The following is a 24113-nucleotide window of genomic DNA, read 5'->3' as shown; positions in this document are numbered from 1 at the left end:
GTTTTTGGCCCGATGGTGAAAATCCACCGGGCCAGGAACTTTACAGATCACCCTTTCCTCGCCGCCTCATACACTGCCAGCGTTCGTACTCTCGCTTCTTTGTGATCGACAATCGGCTCTGGATAATCCAGCTTTACACCCACTTTCTGTGCCCATTTCCACGGCTCATGCACCGATTTTCCCGGCACATCGCGCAGCTCCGGTAACCACTGGCGGATAAACTCGCCCTCGCGGTCAAATTTCTCGCCCTGGGTTGTCGGGTTGAATATACGAAAATACGGCGCGGCATCAGTACCCGTAGAAGCCGCCCACTGCCAGCCACCGTTATTGGCTGCCAAATCACCATCAATCAGTTGCGACATGAAATATCGCTCGCCTTCGCGCCAGTCGATCAACAAATCTTTCACCAGAAAACTGGCAGTGATCATCCGCAGACGGTTATGCATCCAGCCAGTACTGTTAAGCTGACGCATGGCGGCATCGACAATCGGGTATCCGGTTTTGCCTTCCTGCCAGGCCTTTAAATGTGCGGGATTGCGCTGCCACTGCACGCGGTCGGTCCAGGCAATAAACGGACGATGTTTACACAGCGAGGGGTAATACGTTATCAGGTGCCGGTAAAACTCGCGCCATATCAACTCATTAAGCCAGACGCTACCCGCTCCACCGTCCAGCGCCTGCGGTTGTTCCGCCAGCAGGCGATGCAAACACTGGCGAGGCGATAATCCTCCCGTTGCGAGGCTTGCGGACAAACGGCTGGTGCCTTCTACCGCCGGGAAATCACGCTGTTGCTCATACTCCCCGGCACCGTTCTGGCAAAAATGGCGTAATTGCGCAATCGCCGCTTTTTCTTCCACCGGGAAATGCGCAGTATCGAAAGACTGACGAGGGTAATTCAGCGTAATGGATGACGCGGGATCTATCGCTCCGCAACTACGGACTGTTGGTGCAGCGACGCACTCCGGCATCCCTTCCCGCAGCCGTTTCAGCCAGGCATTTTTAAATGGCGTAAATACTTTGTACATCTCGTGATTGCCGGTCATCACCGCGCCAGGTGGCAGGATCACGCTGTCATCAAATCCTTCACACACCACGTTACAAAGCGTTTTCTCAACCAGAGCATCCCGCGCTCGCTCATTCACTTCATACTGATAGTTATAAAACAAATGGGTAACGCGGTTTTCCACGCACACCTGTTTAACCATTTCAACGCTGTCGGCAAAGTCATCCACTTCACGGAACAATAAAGGAATGCCTTTTTCTGCCAGCGCGATCTGTAGCCCGTTCAGTTGAGCATTGATAAATTCAGCCTGACGCGGCGACATGCTATGCGCCGCCCACTGGCGTGGTGTAGCGATATACAACGCCAGCACGCGTGCAGACGAATTGCGGCAGGCGGCAGCCAGCGCGAGATTATCGTGCAGACGTAAATCCTGGCGAAACCAGACCAGATGGGTGGTCATAAAACTCCTGCATGGCGCAAGTTAATAACACGCGGCCAAAGTTCGAAATAACGTTGCCCTGAAAGCCAGGCATTAGGATAAAGCGCCATATAGTGTTTGATACGCATCAGCGGCGCAAGAAGCGGTTGCTCGCCACATCGATAACTGTCGATAAGCGCCGCCAGTTGCTGACGTTCTGTGGAATCAAGATGCGGACGAAAATACCCCTGAACGTGCATCAAAACGTTGGTGTGATCGCGCGGGTTGGCGGGGTGAGATAGCAAAACGATTACGCGCTGGCGGTATTCATTGTAAAAATCGTCCAGATTTTGCCACTGATGAATATCTGCCACGAACGGGCCAAGTTTGCGGTACTCCGGCTGAGAATGCGCCAGAAATACGAGTTTATAGCGGCTGTGATAATCGTTGAGCATACCGCGCGTTAAGCCTCGCTCTTTAAGACGGTATAACTCGTGAAGCGCGGAGATACGGATTAGGGTGCTTTCATCAAAAAGTTGTTGATTCATTACTGCTCCTGAACGGTTTACAGGAGTAAGTGTAGACGGCGAAAACAAAAAAACCGCCAGCGTTTCCGCTGGCGGTTTTCAATGTATTCAGAACTTAGCAATCAATAAAAATCACCGGTCGCCTTTTCGGCCTGATCCATCCACACCGGTTTCTCGCTGGTTTTCGACCAGACGCGATGTAGGTAGCTGTAAAAGCGGGCTCGGTCTTTCCAGAAAAGCATGAAAGGCAGCGCCAGAACGCCCGCTGCAACCGCATAAGTACGGCGTAAAAAGATAAGCCATGCAGGATATTCTCTGTAGAGTTCCATACTTTTCTCCCCCCTTTTGTATCTACCCGGTGAATAGCACCGGAAAATGAATTTGTTTATCTGATGAAAATAGTACCGCCTTTTGTGTAATTTTACTACTCATCCGACCACTTATTTTTGCTTATTGATGGTTTATTTACATTCACCCTGTAATTAAGTTACATAAAGGTTAAATCAATACTAACCATTAGTTAAATTGCGGTCTTTGCCATTTTTATACTTTTTTTACACCCCGCCCGCAGATTTTTGCGAAATCTTTGCAGCCAGAATTCTACCCTTCCGGTATCACTTTTAGGCCACTGGAGGTGCACTGTGAGTGCAGGCGTGATAACCGGCGTGTTGCTGGTGTTTTTATTACTGGGGTATCTGGTTTATGCCCTGATCAATGCGGAGGCGTTTTGATGGCTGCGCAAGGGTTGTTACTGATCGCCACGTTTTTACTGGTACTGATGGTGCTGGCGCGCCCTTTAGGCAGCGGGCTGGCGCGGCTGATTAATGATATTCCTCTTCCCGGTACGGCGGGCGTTGAGCGCGTACTCTTTCGCGCACTTGGCGTCTCTGGTCGCGAGATGAACTGGAAGCAATATCTCTCTGCCATTCTCTGTCTGAATATGCTGGGGCTGGCGCTACTGTATTTTATGTTGCTCGGTCAGCATTATCTGCCGCTTAATCCGCAGCAGCTGCCGGGGCTGTCGTGGGATCTGGCGCTGAATACTGCCGTCAGCTTTGTGACTAATACCAACTGGCAATCTTACAGCGGTGAAACCACGTTAAGCTATTTCAGCCAAATGGCGGGCTTAACGGTACAAAACTTTCTTTCTGCCGCCAGCGGGATTGCGGTGATTTTTGCCCTTATCCGCGCGTTTACCCGCCAGAGCATGAGCACGCTCGGTAATGCCTGGGTCGATCTGCTACGCATCACGTTATGGGTGTTAGCCCCTGTGGCGTTGCTGATTGCGCTGTTTTTTATTCAACAAGGTGCGCTGCAAAACTTTCTGCCCTATCAGGCGGTGACGACCATTGAAGGAGCACAACAACTGTTACCGATGGGGCCGGTGGCTTCTCAGGAAGCGATTAAGATGCTCGGCACTAATGGCGGTGGCTTCTTTAATGCCAACTCGTCGCATCCGTTTGAAAACCCGACCGCACTGACCAACTTCGTGCAAATGCTGGCGATCTTCTTGATCCCAACAGCACTGTGCTTTGCCTTTGGCGAAGTGGCGGGCGATCGCCGCCAGGGACGCATGTTGTTGTGGGCGATGTCGGTGATTTTTGTCATCTGCGTAGGCGTGGTGATGTGGGCAGAAGTTCAGGGTAATCCGCATCTGCTGGCGCTCGGCGCAGACAGTAACATCAATATGGAAGGTAAAGAGAGCCGTTTTGGCGTGCTGGTCAGTAGCCTGTTTGCGGTTGTGACCACGGCGGCTTCCTGCGGTGCGGTGATTGCGATGCATGATTCGTTTACCGCCCCTGGCGGCATGGTGCCGATGTGGTTGATGCAAATTGGTGAAGTGGTATTCGGCGGCGTTGGTTCTGGCCTTTACGGCATGATGCTGTTCGTCCTGCTGGCGGTGTTTATTGCCGGGCTGATGATTGGTCGCACACCGGAATATCTGGGTAAAAAAATCGACGTGCGCGAGATGAAACTGACCGCGCTGGCGATTCTGGTCACCCCGACGCTGGTGCTGATGGGCGCGGCGCTGGCGATGATGACCGACGCCGGACGTAGCGCCATGCTCAACCCTGGCCCGCATGGTTTTAGCGAAGTGCTGTATGCCGTGTCGTCCGCCGCCAACAACAACGGCAGCGCCTTTGCCGGATTAAGCGCCAACTCACCGTTCTGGAACTGTTTACTGGCGTTCTGCATGTTTGTCGGTCGCTTCGGGGTGATTATCCCGGTGATGGCGATTGCTGGTTCGCTGGTGAGTAAAAAGAGCCAACCCACCAGCTCCGGCACATTGCCAACGCACGGCCCGCTGTTTGTTGGCCTGTTAATCGGCACCGTGTTGCTGGTTGGCGCACTGACCTTTATCCCTGCCCTGGCGCTTGGTCCGGTGGCGGAGTATCTCTCTTGATGATATTGAGTGAGCACTGAATATGAGTCGTAAACAACTGGCGCTATTCGAACCAACACTTGTCGTTCAGGCGCTGAAAGAAGCGGTTAAAAAATTAAGCCCGCAGGCGCAATGGCGCAATCCGGTGATGTTTATCGTCTGGATCGGCAGTCTGCTGACCACCGCTATTAGCATCGCGATGGCAAGCGGTGCGATGCCTGGCAATGCGCTGTTTAGTGCGGCAATTAGTGGCTGGCTGTGGATCACTGTGCTGTTCGCTAATTTCGCCGAGGCGCTGGCAGAAGGCCGCAGTAAAGCGCAGGCCAACAGTCTGAAAGGGGTCAAAAAAACCGCCTTTGCCCGTAAGCTGCGTGAGCCGAAATATGGCGCTGCGGCGGACAAAATTCCTGCCGATCAACTGCGTAAAGGCGACATCGTGCTGGTAGAGGCAGGCGATATCATCCCCTGCGATGGTGAAGTCATTGAAGGTGGCGCGTCGGTCGATGAGAGCGCCATCACCGGGGAATCAGCACCGGTGATCCGTGAATCCGGCGGCGATTTTGCCTCCGTCACTGGTGGCACGCGAATTCTTTCTGACTGGCTGGTGATCGAGTGCAGCGTTAACCCCGGCGAGACATTTCTGGATCGGATGATCGCGATGGTGGAAGGCGCACAGCGACGCAAAACGCCGAACGAGATTGCCCTGACCATCCTGCTGATTGCCCTGACCATCGTCTTTTTACTGGCAACCGCAACGCTATGGCCATTTTCTGCCTGGGGCGGTAACGCGGTCAGCGTAACGGTACTGGTGGCGCTGCTGGTCTGTCTGATCCCAACCACCATCGGCGGCCTGCTTTCAGCGATCGGCGTCGCCGGGATGAGCCGAATGCTGGGCGCCAATGTGATCGCCACCAGCGGACGTGCCGTTGAAGCGGCGGGCGACGTTGACGTTCTGCTGCTGGATAAAACCGGCACCATCACGCTAGGTAACCGTCAGGCGTCGGAGTTTATCCCCGCGCAGGGCGTAGAGGAAAAAACGCTGGCCGATGCCGCACAACTGGCTTCGCTGGCCGACGAAACGCCGGAAGGCCGCAGTATTGTGATCCTCGCCAAGCAGCGTTTTAACCTGCGCGAGCGCGATGTGCAGTCGCTCCATGCCACCTTTGTGCCATTTACTGCACAAAGCCGGATGAGCGGGATCAACATCGACAACCGCATGATCCGTAAAGGTTCTGTCGATGCCATTCGCCGCCATGTTGAGGCTAACGGTGGTCACTTCCCTGCCGATGTCGATCAAAAAGTTGATAACGTTGCGCGTCAGGGTGCCACGCCGCTGGTAGTAGTAGAAGGTTCCCGCGTGCTGGGCGTTATTGCGCTGAAAGATATCGTCAAAGGCGGTATCAAAGAGCGTTTCGCACAACTGCGCCAAATGGGCATTAAAACGGTGATGATTACCGGAGATAACCGTCTGACTGCCGCCGCGATTGCTGCGGAAGCGGGCGTCGATGATTTCCTCGCCGAAGCGACACCAGAGGCCAAACTGGCGTTGATTCGTCAGTATCAGGCGGAAGGCCGTTTAGTGGCGATGACAGGCGACGGCACCAACGATGCTCCGGCGCTCGCGCAGGCAGATGTCGCGGTGGCGATGAACTCCGGCACTCAGGCGGCGAAAGAAGCGGGCAATATGGTGGATCTCGACTCCAACCCGACCAAGTTGATCGAGGTGGTGCACATTGGCAAACAGATGCTGATGACCCGTGGCTCGCTCACCACCTTCAGCATTGCCAACGATGTAGCGAAATACTTCGCCATTATTCCGGCGGCGTTCGCGGCAACGTATCCGCAGTTAAATGCACTGAACATCATGCGCCTGCATTCGCCCGACTCCGCCATTCTCAGTGCGGTGATTTTCAACGCCTTGATTATCGTCTTTTTAATTCCTCTGGCGTTAAAAGGCGTGAGTTATAAACCGCTTACCGCTTCTGCCATGTTGCGCCGTAACTTATGGATTTACGGTCTGGGTGGGCTACTAGTGCCGTTTATCGGTATCAAAGTGATTGATTTACTACTGACCGTTTGCGGTCTGGTGTGAGGGTTACCATGAGTGGATTACGTCCGGCATTATCGACATTTCTCTTTCTGTTATTGATCACTGGCGGTGTTTATCCGCTACTGACCACCGCGCTGGGGCAATGGTGGTTTCCCTGGCAAGCCAATGGTTCGTTGATCCGTGAAGGTGATACGGTGCGCGGTTCGGCATTAATCGGGCAGAATTTTACCGGCAACGGTTATTTTCATGGTCGCCCGTCGGCAACGGCAGAAATGCCCTATAATTCACAGGCTTCTGGCGGGAGCAATCTGGCGGTCAGTAACCCGGAGCTGGATAAACTAATAGCCGCACGCGTTGCTGCATTACGGGCCGCTAACCCGGATGCCAGCACGAACGTTCCGGTTGAACTGGTGACGGCGTCGGCAAGCGGGCTGGACAATAACATTACCCCGCAAGCGGCGGCCTGGCAGATCCCACGCGTCGCGAAAGCGCGTAATCTCAGCGTTGAACAGCTCACGCAGCTGATCGCAAAATACAGCCAACAACCGCTGGTGAAATATATCGGCCAGCCGGTCGTCAATATTGTCGAACTCAATCTGGCGCTGGATAAGCTTGATGAATAACGAACCCTTACGTCCCGATCCCGACCGTCTGCTGGAACAAACTGCCGCGCCGCATCGGGGAAAGCTGAAAGTTTTCTTCGGTGCCTGCGCAGGCGTCGGGAAGACCTGGGCGATGCTGGCAGAAGCCCAGCGACTGCGGGCGCAAGGGCTGGATATTGTGGTTGGCGTGGTAGAAACCCACGGGCGGAAAGATACCGCCGCCATGCTGGAAGGTCTGGCTGTTCTGCCGCTGAAACGCCAGGCGTACCGTGGGCGGCATATCAGCGAGTTTGATCTCGATGCCGCCCTCGCCCGCCGTCCGGCGCTGATCTTAATGGACGAACTGGCGCACAGTAATGCGCCAGGTTCTCGTCATCCTAAACGCTGGCAGGATATCGAAGAACTGCTGGAAGCTGGCATTGATGTTTTCACAACCGTCAACGTTCAGCATCTGGAAAGTCTGAATGATGTGGTCAGCGGCGTCACCGGAATTCAGGTACGGGAAACCGTGCCCGATCCTTTTTTCGATGCCGCCGACGACGTGGTGCTGGTGGACTTGCCCCCGGACGATCTGCGCCAGCGGCTGAAAGAAGGCAAAGTCTACATTGCCGGGCAGGCGGAGCGCGCCATTGAACATTTTTTCCGCAAAGGCAATCTGATCGCCCTGCGCGAACTGGCACTGCGCCGCACTGCCGATCGCGTTGATGAGCAAATGCGCGCCTGGCGGGGGCATCCTGGCGCAGAGAAAGTGTGGCACACGCGCGACGCGATCCTTTTATGCATCGGGCATAACACGGGCAGCGAAAAACTGGTCCGCGCAGCGGCGCGGCTGGCGTCACGGCTGGGGAGCGTCTGGCACGCGGTGTATGTTGAAACCCCTGCCCTGCACCGCTTACCCGAGAAAAAACGTCGGGCAATTCTCAGCGCCTTACGTCTGGCGCAGGAGCTGGGCGCAGAGACGGCAACACTTTCTGATCCGGCAGAAGAAAAAGCGGTAGTACGTTATGCCCGTGAACATAATCTCGGCAAGATTATTCTCGGTCGTCCGGCCTCGCGCCGCTGGTGGCGTCGGGAAACGTTTGCTGATCGGCTGGCGCGCATCGCCCCCGATCTCGATCAGGTGCTGGTCGCGCTTGATGAACCGCCTGCCCGCACACTTAATAACGCGCCGGATAGCCGCTCTTTTAAAGACAAGTGGCGGGTACAGATTCAGGGATGCGTGGTTGCCGCCGCGTTATGCGCCGTTATCACCTTAATTGCCATGCAGTGGCTGATGGCGTTTGATGCCGCCAACCTGGTGATGCTGTATCTGCTTGGCGTGGTGGTGGTGGCGCTGTTTTATGGCCGCTGGCCTTCAGTGGTCGCCACCGTCATTAATGTGGTGAGTTTCGATCTCTTTTTTATCGCCCCACGCGGCACGCTCGCCGTCTCTGATGTGCAATATCTGCTGACCTTCGCGGTGATGTTAACCGTCGGACTGGTGATCGGGAACCTTACTGCGGGTGTGCGTTATCAGGCGCGGGTAGCCCGTTACCGCGAGCAACGCACACGGCACTTATATGAAATGTCGAAAGCTCTGGCAGTGGGCCGCAGTCCGCAGGACATCGCCGCCACCAGCGAACAATTTATTGCCTCCACGTTTCATGCCCGCAGTCAGGTGCTGTTACCCGATGACAACGGTAAATTGCAGCCGTTAACACATCCGCAAGGAATGACGCCGTGGGACGATGCTATCGCGCAGTGGAGTTTTGATAAAGGCCTGCCTGCGGGTGCGGGCACCGACACGTTACCCGGTGTACCGTACCAGATTTTGCCGTTAAAAAGCGGCGAGAAAACCTACGGACTGGTGGTGGTGGAACCGGGGAATCTGCGTCAGTTGATGATCCCGGAACAGCAGCGCCTGCTGGAGACGTTTACGCTGTTAGTCGCCAATGCGTTTGAGCGCCTGACGCTGACCGCCAGCGAAGAACAGGCGCGGATGGCAAGCGAACGTGAACAGATCCGCAACGCCCTGCTGGCGGCGCTTTCGCATGATTTACGCACTCCGCTCACGGTGCTGTTCGGTCAGGCAGAAATATTAACGCTCGATCTGGCAAGCGAAGGATCGCCCCACGCCCGCCAGGCCAGCGAGATTCGTCAGCATGTGCTGAACACTACCCGACTGGTGAATAATCTACTGGATATGGCGCGAATTCAGTCCGGCGGCTTTAATTTGAAGAAAGAGTGGTTAACGCTGGAAGAAGTGGTCGGCAGCGCGCTGCAAATGCTGGAACCGGGTTTATCGTCTCCCATCAATCTTTCTCTGCCAGAACCGCTGACCTTAATCCACGTTGACGGGCCACTCTTTGAACGGGTGCTGATTAATCTGCTGGAGAACGCGGTGAAATATGCGGGTGCGCAGGCTGAAATTGGTATCGATGCCCACGTTGAGGGCGAAAATCTACAACTGGATGTCTGGGACAACGGCCCCGGTCTTCCGCCAGGCCAGGAGCAGACGATATTTGATAAGTTTGCTCGCGGGAATAAAGAGTCGGCGGTGCCGGGTGTCGGGCTTGGGTTGGCAATTTGTCGGGCGATTGTGGATGTACACGGAGGCACCATTACCGCGTTCAACCGACCGGAAGGTGGTGCCTGTTTTCGTGTTACACTTCCCCAGCAAACTGCCCCTGAACTTGAAGAATTTCATGAGGATATGTGACAAACGTTCTGATTGTTGAAGATGAACAGGCTATTCGTCGCTTTCTGCGCACGGCGCTGGAGGGCGACGGTATGCGTGTCTTTGAGGCCGAAACGCTGCAACGCGGCTTGCTGGAAGCGGCAACCCGCAAGCCGGATTTGATTATTCTCGATCTCGGTCTGCCCGATGGCGATGGAATTGAGTTTATCCGCGACCTGCGCCAGTGGAGCGTAGTGCCGGTGATTGTGCTTTCCGCACGTAGTGAAGAGAGCGACAAAATCGCCGCGCTGGATGCCGGAGCTGATGATTACCTGAGTAAACCGTTTGGCATTGGCGAATTGCAGGCGCGTCTGCGCGTCGCTTTACGCCGCCACTCAGCTACCGCCGCACCCGATCCGGTAGTGAAGTTTTCTGATGTTACCGTCGATTTAGCGGCTCGTGTGATCCATCGCGGTGAGGAAGAGGTGCATCTCACCCCGATTGAGTTTCGCCTGCTGGCAGTGTTGCTCAATAATGCGGGAAAAGTGCTCACCCAGCGCCAACTCCTTAACCAGGTGTGGGGGCCAAACGCGGTCGAACACAGTCATTATTTGCGTATTTATATGGGACATCTGCGACAAAAACTGGAACAGGATCCCGCCCGCCCCCGCCATTTCATTACTGAAACCGGTATTGGGTATCGGTTTATGCTTTGAATATTTATTCATTTTTTGCACTTTTAAAAGAATTATTATTTTAAAATTAGCCCTGCTGAAACATTATTATTCAGCAGGATTAATGCGCTAACAAAACACAAACAATTAAATTACAAAATCAAAAAAACAAAGCAATATTCTGTTTTGCACCATCCATACTTTATGATTAACAACTTTTAGTTTGACCATTTTTTTGATCTTCTTCATAGATTAGAGACATTTCCTGGATAGAATAATTTTACCTTCAACTGATACAGAAAAAGGTAAAGGAAAATGGAAAATAATAACCGTGCAATGCCCCATATAAGGCGAACAACTCATATTATGAAGTTTTCCCATCGCAATAGCTTTGACTTTCATTTCTTTAATGCCCGCTAGTCTTCTGACTAAAGGGCACCTCAAAATACAGGTCTCCCTGTCTTTAAGCATCACAGGTTAATACCTGTATCTCTGGTGCTCATACATTGCTAACCCTTTTATACCCTTATTAATTCAGATCGCTACGTCGCAATCTGGACAGGTAGAGTATTGCCAGTTACCGGGCTGGTCGGGTTATTGCATCTACAAAAAGCAAACTACTGATTTATTTATCAGGGGTGATGTTTTGCTTTTTTCCGGCGTTATCAATTTCTCTTTTGAGAAATTGAGGACCTGCTATTACCTGAAATAAAGAGATGAAAAATGTCAGAATTAAAAATTGCCGTTAGTCGTTCTTGCCAGAATTACTTTTCCACTCATCGTGTATGCGTGAACATTGACGAAAGTAATTATATTAACGTTGCTGCCATTGTTTTATCGGTCGATGATGTTGAACGTGGAAAACTCGATGAAATAGACGCTACTGGCTATGGCATTCCTGTATTTATTGCCACGGAAAATGAAGATCATGTGCCAGCAAAATACCTGTCACGTATTTCGGGTGTCTTCGAACATTGCGAAGCGCGGAAAACGTTTTACGGTCGCCAGTTAGAAACCGCTGCCAGCCATTATGAAACCCAGTTACGCCCACCTTTCTTCCGCGCACTGGTCGATTATGTCAATCAGGGTAACAGCGCATTTGATTGCCCCGGTCATCAGGGCGGCGAATTTTTCCGTCGCCATCCGGCAGGTAACCAGTTTGTAGAGTATTTTGGTGAAACTCTTTTCCGTTCTGACTTGTGCAACGCCGACGTGGCAATGGGTGACCTGCTGATTCATGAAGGCGCACCGTGTATCGCACAACAACACGCAGCAAAAGTGTTTAATGCCGATAAAACCTACTTCGTTTTAAACGGCACCTCCTCTTCAAACAAAGTGGTATTAAACGCACTGCTGACACCGGGCGATCTGGTGCTGTTTGACCGCAATAACCATAAATCTAATCACCACGGGGCGTTGCTACAAGCTGGTGCAACACCGGTTTATCTGGAAACAGCACGCAACCCGTATGGCTTTATCGGTGGCATTGATGCGCACTGCTTCGAAGAAAATTACCTGCGCGAACTGATTGCAGAAGTCGCACCGCAGCGGGCAAAAGAGGCGCGTCCGTTCCGCCTCGCGGTTATTCAGTTAGGCACCTACGACGGTACAATTTATAACGCCCGTCAGGTAGTGGATAAAATTGGTCATCTGTGTGACTACATTCTGTTTGACTCCGCATGGGTCGGCTACGAGCAGTTTATCCCGATGATGGCTGACTGTTCGCCGCTGCTGCTGGAGCTTAATGAAAACGATCCGGGCATTCTGGTTACGCAGTCAGTCCATAAACAGCAGGCGGGTTTTTCCCAGACTTCACAAATTCATAAAAAAGACCGCCATATCAAAGGACAACCGCGTTATGTACCGCATAAACGCATGAACAATGCCTTTATGATGCATGCCTCCACAAGTCCGTTCTATCCGCTGTTCGCGGCACTGGACGTCAACGCTAAAATGCATGAAGGCGTAAGCGGTCGCAATATGTGGATGGACTGCGTGGCGAATGGCATTGATGCCCGCAAACTGATCCTTGAAAACTGTCAGCATATTCGTCCGTTCGTTCCTGAACTGGTGGATGGCAAGCCATGGCAGTCATATCCCACCGCTGAAATTGCCAATGACCTGCGTTTCTTCCAGTTTGTACCAGGAGAACACTGGCACTCTTTTGAAGGCTACGCAGAAAACCAATATTTTGTCGATCCGTGCAAGCTGCTACTGACTACCCCAGGCATTGATGCACGTAACGGCGAATATGAGGCATTCGGTGTTCCTGCAACCATTCTCGCTAACTTCCTGCGTGAAAATGGTGTCGTTCCAGAAAAATGCGACCTTAACTCCATTTTATTCCTGCTGACTCCGGCAGAAGATATGGCCAAACTACAGCAGCTTGTCGCCCTGCTAGTACGTTTCGAAAAACTGCTGGAAGATGATGCGCCTCTGGCGGACGTACTGCCTTCCATTTACAAACAGCATGAAGCCCGTTACGCCGGTTATACCCTGCGTCAGTTGTGCCAAGAAATGCACGACCTGTATGCCCGTCATAACGTGAAACAACTGCAAAAAGAGATGTTCCGTAAGGAACACTTCCCTCGCGTCAGCATGAACCCACAAGAAGCTAACTACGCCTACTTACGCGGTGAGGTGGAACTGGTTCGTCTGCCGGATGCAGAAGGGCGTATCGCAGCCGAAGGTGCCCTGCCTTATCCTCCGGGCGTGCTGTGTGTTGTTCCGGGTGAAGTCTGGGGCGGTGCAGTTCTGCGTTACTTCATTGCCCTGGAAGAAGGCATTAACCTGCTGCCAGGTTTTGCGCCGGAATTACAGGGTGTCTATATCGAAGAACATGACGGTCGCAAACAGGTCTGGTGCTATGTCATCAAATCAAGCAAAGCACAAAGCGCCCTGCTGAAGGGAGAAAAATTATGAGTCAGGCTAAAGCGAATAAAATGGGCGTCGTGCAGTTAACCATACTGACGATGGTCAACATGATGGGTTCCGGCATCATTATGCTGCCGACCAAACTAGCCGAAGTCGGGACGATCTCGATTATCTCCTGGCTAGTGACGGCTGTAGGATCAATGGCGCTGGCCTGGGCCTTTGCAAAATGCGGTATGTATAGCCGTAAATCAGGTGGTATGGGGGGTTATGCCGAATATGCCTTCGGTAAATCCGGTAACTTCATGGCGAACTATACCTACGGTGTGTCACTGCTGATTGCCAATGTCGCCATCGCTATTTCTGCCGTTGGCTACGGTACTGAGTTGTTTGACACAACCCTTTCGCCTGTTCAGATTGGTCTTGCCACTATTGCTGTGCTGTGGGTATGTACCGTGGCTAACTTTGGTGGTGCACGCATTACCGGGCAGATCAGTAGCATTACCGTGTGGGGTGTCATTATTCCGGTAATTGGCCTGTGCATTATCGGCTGGTTCTGGTTCAGCCCGACGCTTTACGCTGACTCCTGGAACCCGCATCATGCGCCCTTCTTTAGCGCGGTTGGTTCTTCCATTGCCATGACATTGTGGGCTTTTCTCGGTCTGGAATCGGCCTGTGCGAACGCTGAAGTGGTAGAAAACCCGGAACGTAACGTGCCAATTGCTGTTCTTGGCGGTACATTGGGTGCGGCAGTAATTTATATCGTCTCTACTAACGTGATTGCCGGAATTGTGCCAAATATGGAGCTGGCAAATTCAACGGCACCGTTTGGTCTGGCCTTCGCGCAGATGTTCACACCGGAAGTCGGTAAAGTGATTATGGCGTTGATGGTGATGTCCTGCTGCGGTTCATTGCTCGGCTGGCAGTTCACCATTGCCCAGGTGTTTAAATCTTCTGCCGATGAAGGGTACTTCCCGAAAATTTTCTCTCGTGTAACCAAAGTGGATGCACCGGTTCAGGGAATGTTGACCATTGTGATTATCCAGAGTGGGTTATCGCTGATGACCATTAGCCCGTCGCTGAACAGCCAGTTCAACGTGTTGGTTAACCTGGCCGTGGTGACCAATATCATCCCGTATATTCTGTCGATGGCGGCACTGGTGATCATTCAGAAAGCAGCTAATGTTCCGGCTGCTAAAGCGAAAGTGGCTAACTTTGTTGCCTTTATTGGTGCAATGTACAGCTTCTATGCACTGTACTCGTCTGGGGAAGAGGCCATGCTGTATGGCTCCATCGTGACCTTCCTCGGCTGGACACTGTATGGTCTGGTATCACCCCGCTTTGAACTGAAAAATAAACACGGTTAATAAAGCGAAGTAAAAAAGGGCGATCGAATGATCGCCCTTTGGGATTATTAACAAAGTGCTCGTTGTTCATGCCGGAGGCGGCGCAAGCGCCTTACCCAGCCCACAAAATCGCGCAAATTCAATATATTGCACTATCCTTGCAGGCCTGATAAGCGTAGCGCATCAGGCAGTCATAAGTAAAAAGGGCGATCTTCCGACCGCCCTTTTTCTTATTTAATGTGTTTACGCGTTTTTCAGAACTTCGCTAACAATCTCAACTGCTTCTTTCTCGATCTGCTTGCGATGTTCTTCACCAAGGAAGCTTTCGCAGTAGATCTTGTATGCGTCTTCCGTGCCTGACGGGCGCGCGGCGAACCATCCGTTGTCAGTCATCACTTTCAGACCGCCAATAGAAGCACCGTTGCCAGGCGCTGCGGTCAGACGCGCGGTGATCGGGTCACCTGCCAGGGTGCTGGCGCTCACCATTTCCGGAGACAGCTTAGACAGCGCCGCTTTTTGCGCGGAAGTCGCAGCTGCCTGCAAACGGTTGTAGCTCGGCGCACCAAAGCGTTTCGCCAGTTCGTTGTAGTGTTCCTGCGGGTTCTTACCGGTGACTGCGGTAATTTCCGCAGCCAGCAGACACATGATGATACCGTCTTTATCGGTTGACCACGGCGTGCCGTCGAAACGCAGGAAGGAAGCCCCTGCGCTCTCTTCGCCGCCAAAGCCGAAGCTGCCGTCGAACAGACCATCAACAAACCATTTGAAGCCTACCGGTACTTCCACCAGCTTGCGACCCAAATCGTTGACCACGCGGTCGATCATCGCAGAAGAAACCAGCGTTTTACCCACGGCAACATCTTTGCCCCACTGCGGACGATGCTGGAACAGGTAGTTGATCGCCACTGCCAGGTAATGGTTCGGATTCATCAAACCAGCCGGAGTGACGATGCCGTGACGGTCATAATCCGGGTCGTTAGCAAACGCCAGGTCGAACTTATCACGCAGTGCCAGCAGGCCCGCCATCGCACACTCAGAGGAGCAGTCCATACGGATCGCGCCGTCTTTATCGAGGTGCATAAAGCGGAAGGTTTGATCGACCTGATCGTTAACGATGGTCAGGTTGAGGTTGTAATATTCGCCAATGCGCTTCCAGTATTCGATACCAGAACCGCCCAGCGGATCAACACCCAGCGTCAGGCCAGCTTTCTGAATCGCCGCCATATCAACGATATCAGCCAGACCTTCCACAAACGGCTGCACCAGATCCTGCTCTTTCACATGACCGGATGCCATCGCTTCGTCGAGGGAGATACGCTTCACGCCTTTCAGGCCATCGGCCAGCAGTGCGTTGGCTCTGTCTTCCACCACTTTGGTGACGTTGGTATCAGCCGGGCCACCATTTGGCGGGTTGTATTTGATACCACCATCTTCCGGCGGGTTATGGGACGGCGTAATCACGATACCATCTGCCAGCGAGCCACCTTTTTTGTTGTGAACCAGAATGGCATTGGAAACGGCAGGCGTCGGGGTGAAGCCATTGTTTTCCTGCACAATAACGTCTACACCGTTCGCTGCCAGCACTTCCAGTACGGAAATGAACGCAGGTTCGGACAGGGCGTGAGTATCTTTACCCACATAGCAAGGGCCAGTGATGCCGTTTTTCGCACGTTCTTCAGCAATTGCCTGAGCGATCGCCAGAATGTGCGGCTCGTTAAAGCTGTGGCGCGCTGCACTGCCACGGTGACCGGAAGTACCGAATTTCACCGCGTGCTCCGCATTCCCTGCTTCTGGTTTCAGTACATAATATTGCGCCGTCAGTTGGGCGACGTTAATCAAATCACTCTGTTGTGCAGGTTGACCTGCACGATTGTGGATTGCCATTGCTTTGTCCTTTATCTGCAACGTTGTTTTAAATTGTCCCGCAAACCTTCTCAATCAATTCCGCCGGGAATTGCATCGACTGCATGATATGTTCAATCATGCTGCATTTACGGCCAGTGTTAGTGTTGGTGATCACCCAATACGGCGTGCCTGGCACATGTTTCGGCTTGGTCTGATTACCATTTTTCAGCAGCGTTTGTTCATCTGCCGCAAAGTAAACGCGCGTGCGACCGTGCAACGATTCCGTTGCCTCGGCAAACGCCTGGGCGTCAAGAGAATATAGTGTAGACAACAGCAGCATAAAGCGGTTGACCGCGCGCTTCTGCTCTGCGTATTCATCGGAAAGCAGAAGTTCACGCATTGCGCGTACTTTGTCTTTAATCGTTTTGATCGGCTTCGCTTCGACGATAGCAGGCGACGCAATGCGAACCTCTTTCGTCACCGGAGCAGCAGGCTGTGATGCGGCGGAAAATTTCAACATGCGCCGTAAAATGTCGGATGCGCTCTCGCCGATATGCTTAGTGTGGCTGGCAATATAGCTGTAGAGTTCATCATCAACTTCAATCGTTTTCATCTTAATCCAGTGCGGTGTCTTAGCTGAATACAAGTCGCCAGGAGTATATGAATAAATCCCGGCAGCGGATAGCGTCAAGCCTGGCTTGCAGAAAAACTCGGATTAAACCTTATTTGTTGCAGCCCTGTGGCACAATGGTCAACATAATACCCTAACCCGACTTCGCGAAAAAAAGAACTTTGCCATGAAATTGAATATCCGCGCGCAATCTGCACAAAACCAGCATAATAATTCTCCCATCGTCCTCGTCCACGGTTTGTTTGGTAGTCTCGACAACCTCGGCGTGCTGGCGCGCGACCTGGTGAGCGACCACGATATCATCCAGGTAGATATGCGTAACCACGGACTTTCACCGCGCGATCCTGTGATGAATTATCCAGCAATGGCGCAAGACCTGTTGGATACGCTGGATGCACAGCAGATCGAAAAAGCGACGTTTATCGGTCACTCGATGGGCGGTAAAGCCGTTATGGCGCTAACCGCACTGGCACCCGATCGCATTGATAAACTGGTGGCTATCGATATTGCCCCCGTCGATTATCACGTTCGTCGTCATGATGAGATTTTCGCAGCCATCAACGCCGTCAGTAAATCCAACGCGCAAACGCGACAGCAGGCAGCAGCGGTGATGCGCCAGCATCTGAATGAAGAAGGAGTGATTCAGTTTCTGCTGAAATCTTACGTTGATGGTGAATGGCGTTTTAACGTGCCAGTGTTGTGGGATCAGTATCCGCATATTGTTGGCTGGACGAAAATTCCGGCATGGGATCACCCTGCCCTGTTTATCCCCGGCGGTAATTCACCGTATGTCACTGAACAATATCGTGATGATTTACTGGCGCAATTCCCGCAGGCTCGGGCGCATGTGATTGCGGGTGCGGGTCACTGGGTACACGCAGAAAAACCTGATGCGGTACTGCGCGCCATCCGTCGCTATCTCAATGATTAACGCAACTGATTAAAAACCCAGCGTCTGCGTCGCTTTCCGCGCGTGGGCGTTGGCGTGACTCATCGCGCTGATGTATTATGGCGCGCTATCCATCCGGGCAGACGCCCGGCTGATTGTTTCCCCCGAAGTCACCAAGATCATGGCCAAAGAACAAACGGACCGTACGACATTAGATCTGTTCGCGCACGAGCGTCGACCGGGACGACCGAAAACCAATCCGCTTTCGCGCGATGAACAGCTGCGTATTAATAAACGCAACCAGCTAAAACGCGACAAAGTACGTGGTCTTAAGCGTGTCGAATTGAAGCTGAACGCGGAAGCTGTCGAGGCGCTGAATGAGCTGGCAGAGTCGCGCAATATGAGCCGTAGCGAACTGATCGAAGAGATTTTGATGCAGCAGTTGGCGGCACTGCGTAGTCAGGGCATCGTTTAAATTTCCACTTTCATGTAGCACAGTGTGCAGTCCTGCCCGTTTGCTGATTCCGCAAGACTGCCTGTTCTGCTATGATTGCCTTTATCCGTGGGCAATTTGCCACCCCCATTTCAATAAGTTTCAAGAGGTTATTTCACTCATGGCTATCACTGGCATCTTTTTCGGCAGCGACACCGGTAATACCGAAAATATCGCAAAAATGATTCAAAAACAGCTTGGTAAAGACGTTGCCGATGTCCATGACATTGCAAAAAGCAGCAAAGAAGATCTGGAAGCTTATGACATTCTGCTGCTGGGTATCCCAACCTGGTATTACGGCGAAGCGCAGTGTGACTGGGACGACTTCTTCCCGACTCTCGAAGAGATTGATTTCAATGGTAAACTGGTTGCCCTGTTTGGCTGTGGCGACCAGGAAGATTACGCCGAATATTTCTGTGATGCATTAGGCACTATCCGTGACATCATCGAACCGCGCGGCGCGACTATCGTGGGTCACTGGCCAACTGCGGGCTACCATTTCGAAGCGTCAAAAGGTCTGGCAGATGACGACCATTTTGTCGGCCTGGCTATTGACGAAGACCGTCAGCCGGAACTGACCGCTGAACGTGTAGAAAAATGGGTTAAACAGATTTCTGAAGAGTTGCATCTCGACGAAATTCTCAATGCCTGATGTGATGCGGTGTAGGCTAATGTCTACGCCGTATTAATAGATAACGCCAATCAAAATAATTGCTACAAATTTGTAACTTTTGCCGTAGTACCTGTACAATGTTCCAGTATTGAAGTGGCCTTGCCGATGTAAATGTAAGCTAAGCCACGTTTTTATTAACAATATTTGCCAGGGACTTGTGGTTTTCATTTAGGCGTGGCAATTCTATAATGATACGCATTATCTCAAGAGCAAATTCTGTCACTTCTTCTAATGAAGTGAACCGCTTAGTAACAGGACAGATTCCGCATGACTGATAACAATACCGCCCTAAAGAAAGCTGGCCTGAAAGTAACGCTTCCTCGTTTAAAAATCCTGGAAGTTCTTCAGGAGCCGGACAACCATCACGTCAGTGCGGAAGATTTATATAAACGTCTGATCGATATGGGTGAAGAAATTGGTCTGGCTACGGTATATCGCGTACTGAACCAGTTTGACGATGCCGGTATCGTCACCCGCCACAATTTTGAAGGCGGTAAATCCGTATTTGAACTGACCCAACAACATCACCACGATCACCTGATCTGCCTCGACTGCGGCAAGGTTATTGAATTTAGTGATGAATCTATCGAAGCGCGTCAGCGTGAAATCGCCGCGAAACATGGCATTCGCCTGACTAACCATAGTCTCTATCTTTACGGTCACTGTGCCGAAGGCGATTGCCGCGAAGATGAGCACGCGCACGAAGGCAAATAAGTCAGCCTGAACGAGAAAAGCCAACCTGCGGGTTGGCTTTTTTATACAAGGGAAATAAGAAAAGCGAGAGTTACAGCTCTCACTTATTTGTTATTACTGCGTATTTCCTGCCAGACCTTATCACAATCGGCTTTCACCGCCTGATCATTTCCGGTTTGCGTTGCTCGCAGACACTGCTGATAATCCAGTACCCGCACACTTTCCTGGTCGGCAAACTGCTGATGTTGTTTCTCTTTCTTCAGCACGTTTAACACGCTCTGGCAGGCCTCAATTTTTTCCGGCGAGCCTTGTGCGGTATTGATACAGGCGCTGTATGCCTCTTTCAGACGACTGTCTTCCTGTGGCGCGGTCGATTGCGCACAAGCCACCAGCCCCGATGCCATCATGGCGATGAGAATCAGTTTTTTCATAGCAAATTCCTCAAACGTGCGGCAGGTGAAATGCCTGCCGCATCGGGCATCAGAAGATAGTGAAGGGTGCGATAACCATGAATTTCACGTCACGCTCATCCTGGAAGATGTTGCCGTAACCGCCACCCCAGCTTGGGATGTCGGAGTGGTTGTCGTATTCGGTGAAATGCAGTTTGAACATCGTGCCCTTGGCGCGACCGTCCTGAATGGTGTAGACCGCATCCAGACTGTAAGCAGACTCTTCGATAGTCCGGTTTTTGTCGTAGTACGCATCCGGGCTGCTCTGCCATGTCGCTGGTTTGGCATCCCATGCATAAACGTAGGAAGCGCCGATGGCGAAGCCTGGAAGATTCCAGTTTTTCAGGTCATACATCGCGCCGAAGAAGACCGCTTTTTCGCCGTTGGCGTTGAAGTCAGAACGGTTATCCCACCAGATATCCAGGCGACCGTTCGAGGAAGCATAGGTTGGGGTCATACGTTGCAGGAAGTATCCCTGCTGACCGTCAGCTTTAACCCAGGTGCCTTCCAGACGCAAATCCACTACGTCAGCCGCCCGGTAGCCAAAGGTCAACGCCTGCAGCCAGGCGGTGCCGTCGTAAAGATCGTTGACGCTGCGATCGTCAACCTTGTCGCGCGTACCATAGAACTGATAGCTGGTAGTTAATGGGCTACCAGCGATATCAAATTTATAGCTGGCTTTGGCAAAATATTGATCGATATAACCTTCAGCCTGCCCAAACGCCGCTTCCAGTACGAAGTTATTTTTGAAGTCGTACTTCGCCCCGAGGGAGTGCAGATAATCAACTTTGGTAGTTTTATCGTTCTGATAAAACTCATCCATTTCCAGATGCCACGGCGCTTTATATTCGTTCGTCCACATATAGGAGAAACTCAATGCGCCGGCATCGCCGTAATCAAAATTAGCCCCGGCTTCCGCGCCCTGATAAGTACCCGGCATAAAACTCCAGTGCGGCGCTAACAGTGTTTGACCCGTTGGCTGAATATAACCTGCCCTCGCCCACACCGGACCGTATTTAAATTTTGCAGCTGCTTTATACAGGCTTATACCGCTTTTATCGCCGGACCAGTCTTCGTCATAGGCTTTATTACTTTTTGAAAACGCGATTTCGTTCGGGTGGGAGCTGTCGCCGTTTTCCGCCATTTCAATCGCCGTAAACGCGGCAATATCGAGGCCGAACATATCAGCAGCATAACCAGACTGAAAATCGAGGTTGGCGTTCCAGGTGGAGTGAGAAAGGTTGGTTTTGTATTTGTCGCCGTCGGTAACATCTTTACGGTCGCGTTCACGCTGCCAGTAATAGATACCGCCGGTTAAGGTTGAATCGTCGATGAATCCTTCGGCGCGAGCCTCCGGTATTGCCATAAAGCCCGACATTGCTGTAACACCGGCGATAGCCAGCGCCAGCGTACTACGTTTGCCACTAAACGCACGCATGGGTTAATCCTCTTTGACGTATAAATTGCTGCACCACAGGTGAACAGCGAAAAAAATAAAAATTAAAAAAGTAGCGTTGAGAAAAGTCTCGCTGACTACAGGAACAGACTATTTTTCGCGACGCGAATTATCAATCTCTTTCTGTAACCAGAATGTAAGAACATGAGCAACCGCACATATTTTGATGATTTTTGTTACAAGGCTTAAGTTGGCGGTTGAAAGGCTTGTAGAAGAATAAAAGCGTGAATTTCCAGCAAGATGAAAGCGGTTACATTTTATTTAATTATGATTTGTAATTTTAAATTTGTTTTATGGATAAATTGCGAAGCGGAATTAATTCGCGAAGAAAAGCACAAAAAAACGCCGCAGAGCGCGGCGTTTGGGATTGTTTGCATGTTTCTTGCCGGATGCGGCGTGAACGCCTTATCCGGCCTACAAAAGCACGCAAATTCAATATATTGCAGAGATCATGTAGGCCTGATAAGCGAAGCGCATCAGGCAATTTAGCATTTGAAATTTATTGTCTATTTATTGCCGGATGCGACGTAAACGCTTCACCCGGCCTGGTAGAACTTAAAATTACTCGCCAACTTTCGCCCAAGTATCACGCAGCCCAACGGTACGGTTAAATACCGGTTTTTCCGCCGTAGAATGGCGGCTGTCGAGGCAGAAGTAACCTTCACGCTCAAACTGGAATGCTTTACCCGCAACCGCATCTTTCAGCGACGGTTCAGCAAAGCCCTGTTTGATGACCAGCGATTCCGGGTTAATCACCGACAGGAAATCATCCGCAGCGCCTGGATTCGGCACGCTGAACAGGCGATCGTACAGGCGGATTTCAACCGGCAGCGCATGTGCCGCGCTTACCCAGTGGATAACGCCTTTCACTTTGCGACCATCAGCCGGATCTTTGCTTAAGGTGTCGGCATCGTAAGTACAGAAGATGGTGGTGATATTGCCTTCGGCATCTTTCTCCACGCGTTCTGCTTTAATCACGTAAGCATTACGCAGACGCACTTCTTTACCCAGCACCAGACGCTTGTACTGCTTGTTAGCTTCTTCGCGGAAATCAGCGCGATCGATCCAAATCTCACCGCTAAACGGCACCTGACGGCTACCCATTTCCGGTTTGTTCGGATGGTTCGGCATGGTGAGCATTTCGCCTTCGCCCTGATAGTTTTCGATAACCAGTTTCACTGGATCGATAACCGCCATTGCACGCGGCGCGTTTTCGTTGAGATCTTCACGAATGCAGGATTCCAAAGATGCCATCTCAATGGTGTTGTCCTGTTTGGTCACGCCGATGCGTTTGCAGAACTCACGAATAGAAGCTGCGGTATAACCACGACGACGCAGACCAGAAATGGTCGGCATACGCGGATCGTCCCAGCCTTCTACGTGCTTGTCGGTCACCAACTGGTTCAGCTTACGCTTGGACATCACGGTGTATTCCAGATTCAGGCGCGAGAATTCGTACTGGCGCGGATGAACAGGAATGGTGATGTTGTCCAGAACCCAGTCATACAGACGACGGTTGTCCTGGAACTCCAGCGTACACAGAGAGTGCGTAATGCCTTCCAGCGCATCGCTGATGCAGTGGGTGAAGTCGTACATCGGGTAGATGCACCACTTGTTGCCGGTCTGGTGGTGTTCCGCAAATTTAATACGATACAGCACAGGATCGCGCATCACGATAAACGGCGAAGCCATGTCGATTTTCGCTCGCAGGCAGGCTTTACCTTCTTCAAAACCGCCGGTACGCATTTTTTCGAACAGCGCCAGGTTCTCTTCAACGCTGCGGTCGCGGTACGGGCTGTTTTTACCTGGCTGCGTCAGGGTGCCACGGTATTCGCGGATCTGTTCCGGCGTCAGTTCATCGACATACGCCAGGCCTTTATTGATCAATTCGATCGCATAGGCATGGAGCTGATCAAAATAGTCGGAGGAGTAACGAACGTTACCAGACCAGTGAAAACCTAACCATTCAACGTCGTTTTTGATCGACTCTACGTACTCGATATCTTCTTTTACCGGGTTAGTGTCGTCGAAACGCAGGTTGCACTGGCCTTTATAGTCCTGGGCGATCCCGAAGTTCAGGCAGATAGATTTCGCATGACCAATATGCAGATAGCCATTTGGTTCTGGCGGGAAACGGGTGTGTACTGTGGTGTGCTTGCCACTGGCCAGATCTTCATCAATGATCTGACGAATAAAGTTAGTCGGGCGGGCTTCTGCCTCACTCATCGTGGATTCCTCAAAGCGTAAACAACGTATAACGGCGTATGATCTTATAAGCGGGACAGGCTGACAACTGTTAGTTAGAGAAAATAGAAAATCTCACTGAGATTATGGGGATGATTGATGAAAAAAAAAGCGGCGAAGATGATATCCGCCGCTTTTGCCACTGCTGTGTCATAGTTGGATGCGACACTGGTGCGTCTTATCCAACCGACAGGCCTGATAAGACGCGTC

Annotated in this window: 22 protein-coding genes and 1 pseudogene; 15 read left to right on the top strand and 8 right to left on the bottom strand. The window is 51.8% G+C overall.

Annotated elements, in window-relative coordinates; all coding sequences use genetic code 11:
- Nucleotides 1-47: 47 nt before the first annotated feature.
- From phrB to WC5_RS08750, 3 genes are all read right to left on the bottom strand, one after another.
- Nucleotides 48-1463 carry a deoxyribodipyrimidine photo-lyase gene (gene phrB, locus WC5_RS08740; RefSeq protein ID WP_000207135.1) on the bottom strand — a complete coding sequence of 472 codons (1416 nt, stop codon included), beginning with the start codon at nucleotides 1461-1463 and terminating at the stop codon, nucleotides 48-50.
- Nucleotides 1460-1969 (bottom strand): YbgA family protein, encoded by a 510-nt coding sequence (locus WC5_RS08745; protein ID WP_001075791.1) that lies wholly within the window; start codon nucleotides 1967-1969, stop codon nucleotides 1460-1462. The genes phrB and WC5_RS08745 overlap by 4 nt, the downstream gene beginning before the upstream one ends.
- Nucleotides 1970-2070: 101 nt before the next feature.
- Nucleotides 2071-2277 (bottom strand): YbfA family protein, encoded by a 207-nt coding sequence (locus tag WC5_RS08750; protein WP_000424926.1) that lies wholly within the window; start codon nucleotides 2275-2277, stop codon nucleotides 2071-2073.
- 312 nt (nucleotides 2278-2589) lie between these two features.
- On the opposite strand from WC5_RS08750, the gene kdpF reads away from it, so the two are divergent.
- The 10 genes and pseudogenes from kdpF (at nucleotide 2590) to potE (ending at nucleotide 14551) form a co-directional block, all read left to right on the top strand.
- Entirely contained in the window at nucleotides 2590-2679 is a 90-nt protein-coding gene (gene kdpF / locus WC5_RS0122360) for a K(+)-transporting ATPase subunit F (protein ID WP_001272653.1), read from the top strand.
- Nucleotides 2679-4352, top strand: coding sequence for a potassium-transporting ATPase subunit KdpA (gene kdpA, locus WC5_RS08755; RefSeq protein WP_000741174.1), 1674 nt, complete (start codon nucleotides 2679-2681; stop codon nucleotides 4350-4352). The genes kdpF and kdpA overlap by 1 nt, the downstream gene beginning before the upstream one ends.
- Nucleotides 4353-4374: 22 nt before the next feature.
- On the top strand, nucleotides 4375-6423 hold the full coding sequence (gene kdpB, locus WC5_RS08760; protein ID WP_016231631.1) for a potassium-transporting ATPase subunit KdpB: 2049 nt from the start codon (nucleotides 4375-4377) through the stop codon (nucleotides 6421-6423).
- An 8-nt stretch (nucleotides 6424-6431) separates the two neighbouring features.
- Complete coding sequence (gene kdpC, locus WC5_RS08765; RefSeq protein ID WP_010352921.1) at nucleotides 6432-7004, top strand: K(+)-transporting ATPase subunit C; 573 nt, start codon at nucleotides 6432-6434, stop codon at nucleotides 7002-7004.
- Complete coding sequence (kdpD, locus tag WC5_RS08770) at nucleotides 6997-9681, top strand: two-component system sensor histidine kinase KdpD (RefSeq protein WP_010352923.1); 2685 nt, start codon at nucleotides 6997-6999, stop codon at nucleotides 9679-9681. The genes kdpC and kdpD overlap by 8 nt, the downstream gene beginning before the upstream one ends.
- Entirely contained in the window at nucleotides 9678-10355 is a 678-nt protein-coding gene (gene kdpE / locus WC5_RS08775) for a two-component system response regulator KdpE (protein ID WP_000186091.1), read from the top strand. Before kdpD ends, kdpE begins: the two co-directional genes overlap by 4 nt.
- Before the next feature lie 187 nt (nucleotides 10356-10542).
- Nucleotides 10543-10662: pseudogene (locus tag WC5_RS26170) on the top strand (TonB-dependent receptor).
- Nucleotides 10629-10733 carry a leader peptide SpeFL gene (gene speFL, locus WC5_RS25320; RefSeq protein ID WP_107164369.1) on the top strand — a complete coding sequence of 35 codons (105 nt, stop codon included), beginning with the start codon at nucleotides 10629-10631 and terminating at the stop codon, nucleotides 10731-10733. The pseudogene WC5_RS26170 and the gene speFL overlap by 34 nt, the downstream one beginning before the upstream one ends.
- 303 nt (nucleotides 10734-11036) lie before the next feature.
- Nucleotides 11037-13235, top strand: coding sequence for an ornithine decarboxylase SpeF (speF, locus tag WC5_RS08780; protein WP_001292417.1), 2199 nt, complete (start codon nucleotides 11037-11039; stop codon nucleotides 13233-13235).
- Nucleotides 13232-14551 carry a putrescine-ornithine antiporter gene (gene potE, locus WC5_RS08785; RefSeq protein WP_000075810.1) on the top strand — a complete coding sequence of 440 codons (1320 nt, stop codon included), beginning with the start codon at nucleotides 13232-13234 and terminating at the stop codon, nucleotides 14549-14551. Before speF ends, potE begins: the two co-directional genes overlap by 4 nt.
- Nucleotides 14552-14773: 222 nt before the next feature.
- Here potE and pgm read toward each other — a convergent pair whose 3' ends face one another.
- Both pgm and seqA read right to left on the bottom strand, forming a co-directional pair.
- On the bottom strand, nucleotides 14774-16414 hold the full coding sequence (gene pgm, locus WC5_RS08790) for a phosphoglucomutase (alpha-D-glucose-1,6-bisphosphate-dependent) (protein WP_010352927.1): 1641 nt from the start codon (nucleotides 16412-16414) through the stop codon (nucleotides 14774-14776).
- Nucleotides 16415-16442: 28 nt separating this feature from the next.
- Complete coding sequence (seqA, locus tag WC5_RS08795) at nucleotides 16443-16988, bottom strand: replication initiation negative regulator SeqA (protein ID WP_001515978.1); 546 nt, start codon at nucleotides 16986-16988, stop codon at nucleotides 16443-16445.
- A gap of 184 nt (nucleotides 16989-17172) precedes the next feature.
- On the opposite strand from seqA, the gene ybfF reads away from it, so the two are divergent.
- From ybfF to fur, 5 genes are all read left to right on the top strand, one after another.
- The gene (ybfF, locus tag WC5_RS08800) at nucleotides 17173-17937 is read left to right on the top strand and encodes an esterase (RefSeq protein WP_000773259.1); all 765 of its coding nucleotides are present in this window, start codon (nucleotides 17173-17175) and stop codon (nucleotides 17935-17937) included.
- A gap of 139 nt (nucleotides 17938-18076) precedes the next feature.
- The gene (ybfE, locus tag WC5_RS08805; protein WP_024165168.1) at nucleotides 18077-18370 is read left to right on the top strand and encodes a LexA regulated protein; all 294 of its coding nucleotides are present in this window, start codon (nucleotides 18077-18079) and stop codon (nucleotides 18368-18370) included.
- A gap of 139 nt (nucleotides 18371-18509) precedes the next feature.
- Entirely contained in the window at nucleotides 18510-19040 is a 531-nt protein-coding gene (gene fldA, locus WC5_RS08810) for a flavodoxin FldA (RefSeq protein ID WP_001018618.1), read from the top strand.
- 209 nt (nucleotides 19041-19249) lie between these two features.
- Nucleotides 19250-19336, top strand: a complete 87-nt coding sequence (gene uof / locus WC5_RS0122345) for a fur leader peptide (RefSeq protein ID WP_001406816.1) — start codon at nucleotides 19250-19252, stop codon at nucleotides 19334-19336.
- Nucleotides 19329-19775: a ferric iron uptake transcriptional regulator gene (gene fur / locus WC5_RS08815; protein ID WP_000131706.1), complete on the top strand. Its 447-nt coding sequence runs from the start codon at nucleotides 19329-19331 to the stop codon at nucleotides 19773-19775. The genes uof and fur overlap by 8 nt, the downstream gene beginning before the upstream one ends.
- 83 nt (nucleotides 19776-19858) lie before the next feature.
- Here fur and WC5_RS08820 read toward each other — a convergent pair whose 3' ends face one another.
- The 3 genes from WC5_RS08820 to glnS form a co-directional block, all read right to left on the bottom strand.
- A complete protein-coding gene (locus tag WC5_RS08820) occupies nucleotides 19859-20185 on the bottom strand; it encodes a ChiQ/YbfN family lipoprotein (RefSeq protein ID WP_000733592.1) in 327 nt (108 codons plus the stop codon).
- 49 nt (nucleotides 20186-20234) lie between these two features.
- A complete protein-coding gene (gene chiP, locus WC5_RS08825) occupies nucleotides 20235-21641 on the bottom strand; it encodes a chitoporin ChiP (RefSeq protein WP_001201181.1) in 1407 nt (468 codons plus the stop codon).
- A 579-nt stretch (nucleotides 21642-22220) separates the two neighbouring features.
- Nucleotides 22221-23885 (bottom strand): glutamine--tRNA ligase, encoded by a 1665-nt coding sequence (glnS, locus tag WC5_RS08830; protein WP_016231630.1) that lies wholly within the window; start codon nucleotides 23883-23885, stop codon nucleotides 22221-22223.
- Nucleotides 23886-24113: the final 228 nt, after the last annotated feature.

It is taken from the genome of Escherichia sp. KTE114, from assembly GCF_000407765.1.
In the GTDB taxonomy this organism is placed as follows: Bacteria; Pseudomonadota; Gammaproteobacteria; order Enterobacterales; family Enterobacteriaceae; genus Escherichia; species Escherichia ruysiae.
This window is presented reverse-complemented; position numbering and strand designations above follow the sequence as displayed.

Coding starts and splice junctions, on each gene's coding strand:
- uof (WP_001406816.1), top strand. CDS start 19,250: ATGATACGCATTATCTCAAGAGCAAATTCTGTCACTTCTTCTAATGAA.
- speFL (WP_107164369.1), top strand. CDS start 10,629: ATGGAAAATAATAACCGTGCAATGCCCCATATAAGGCGAACAACTCAT.
- kdpA (WP_000741174.1), top strand. CDS start 2,679: ATGGCTGCGCAAGGGTTGTTACTGATCGCCACGTTTTTACTGGTACTG.
- ybfF (WP_000773259.1), top strand. CDS start 17,173: ATGAAATTGAATATCCGCGCGCAATCTGCACAAAACCAGCATAATAAT.
- glnS (WP_016231630.1), bottom strand. CDS start 23,885: ATGAGTGAGGCAGAAGCCCGCCCGACTAACTTTATTCGTCAGATCATT.
- phrB (WP_000207135.1), bottom strand. CDS start 1,463: ATGACCACCCATCTGGTCTGGTTTCGCCAGGATTTACGTCTGCACGAT.
- fur (WP_000131706.1), top strand. CDS start 19,329: ATGACTGATAACAATACCGCCCTAAAGAAAGCTGGCCTGAAAGTAACG.
- kdpC (WP_010352921.1), top strand. CDS start 6,432: ATGAGTGGATTACGTCCGGCATTATCGACATTTCTCTTTCTGTTATTG.
- potE (WP_000075810.1), top strand. CDS start 13,232: ATGAGTCAGGCTAAAGCGAATAAAATGGGCGTCGTGCAGTTAACCATA.
- WC5_RS08750 (WP_000424926.1), bottom strand. CDS start 2,277: ATGGAACTCTACAGAGAATATCCTGCATGGCTTATCTTTTTACGCCGT.
- WC5_RS08820 (WP_000733592.1), bottom strand. CDS start 20,185: ATGAAAAAACTGATTCTCATCGCCATGATGGCATCGGGGCTGGTGGCT.
- seqA (WP_001515978.1), bottom strand. CDS start 16,988: ATGAAAACGATTGAAGTTGATGATGAACTCTACAGCTATATTGCCAGC.
- WC5_RS08745 (WP_001075791.1), bottom strand. CDS start 1,969: ATGAATCAACAACTTTTTGATGAAAGCACCCTAATCCGTATCTCCGCG.
- chiP (WP_001201181.1), bottom strand. CDS start 21,641: ATGCGTGCGTTTAGTGGCAAACGTAGTACGCTGGCGCTGGCTATCGCC.
- kdpB (WP_016231631.1), top strand. CDS start 4,375: ATGAGTCGTAAACAACTGGCGCTATTCGAACCAACACTTGTCGTTCAG.
- kdpD (WP_010352923.1), top strand. CDS start 6,997: ATGAATAACGAACCCTTACGTCCCGATCCCGACCGTCTGCTGGAACAA.
- fldA (WP_001018618.1), top strand. CDS start 18,510: ATGGCTATCACTGGCATCTTTTTCGGCAGCGACACCGGTAATACCGAA.
- speF (WP_001292417.1), top strand. CDS start 11,037: ATGTCAGAATTAAAAATTGCCGTTAGTCGTTCTTGCCAGAATTACTTT.
- pgm (WP_010352927.1), bottom strand. CDS start 16,414: ATGGCAATCCACAATCGTGCAGGTCAACCTGCACAACAGAGTGATTTG.
- ybfE (WP_024165168.1), top strand. CDS start 18,077: ATGGCCAAAGAACAAACGGACCGTACGACATTAGATCTGTTCGCGCAC.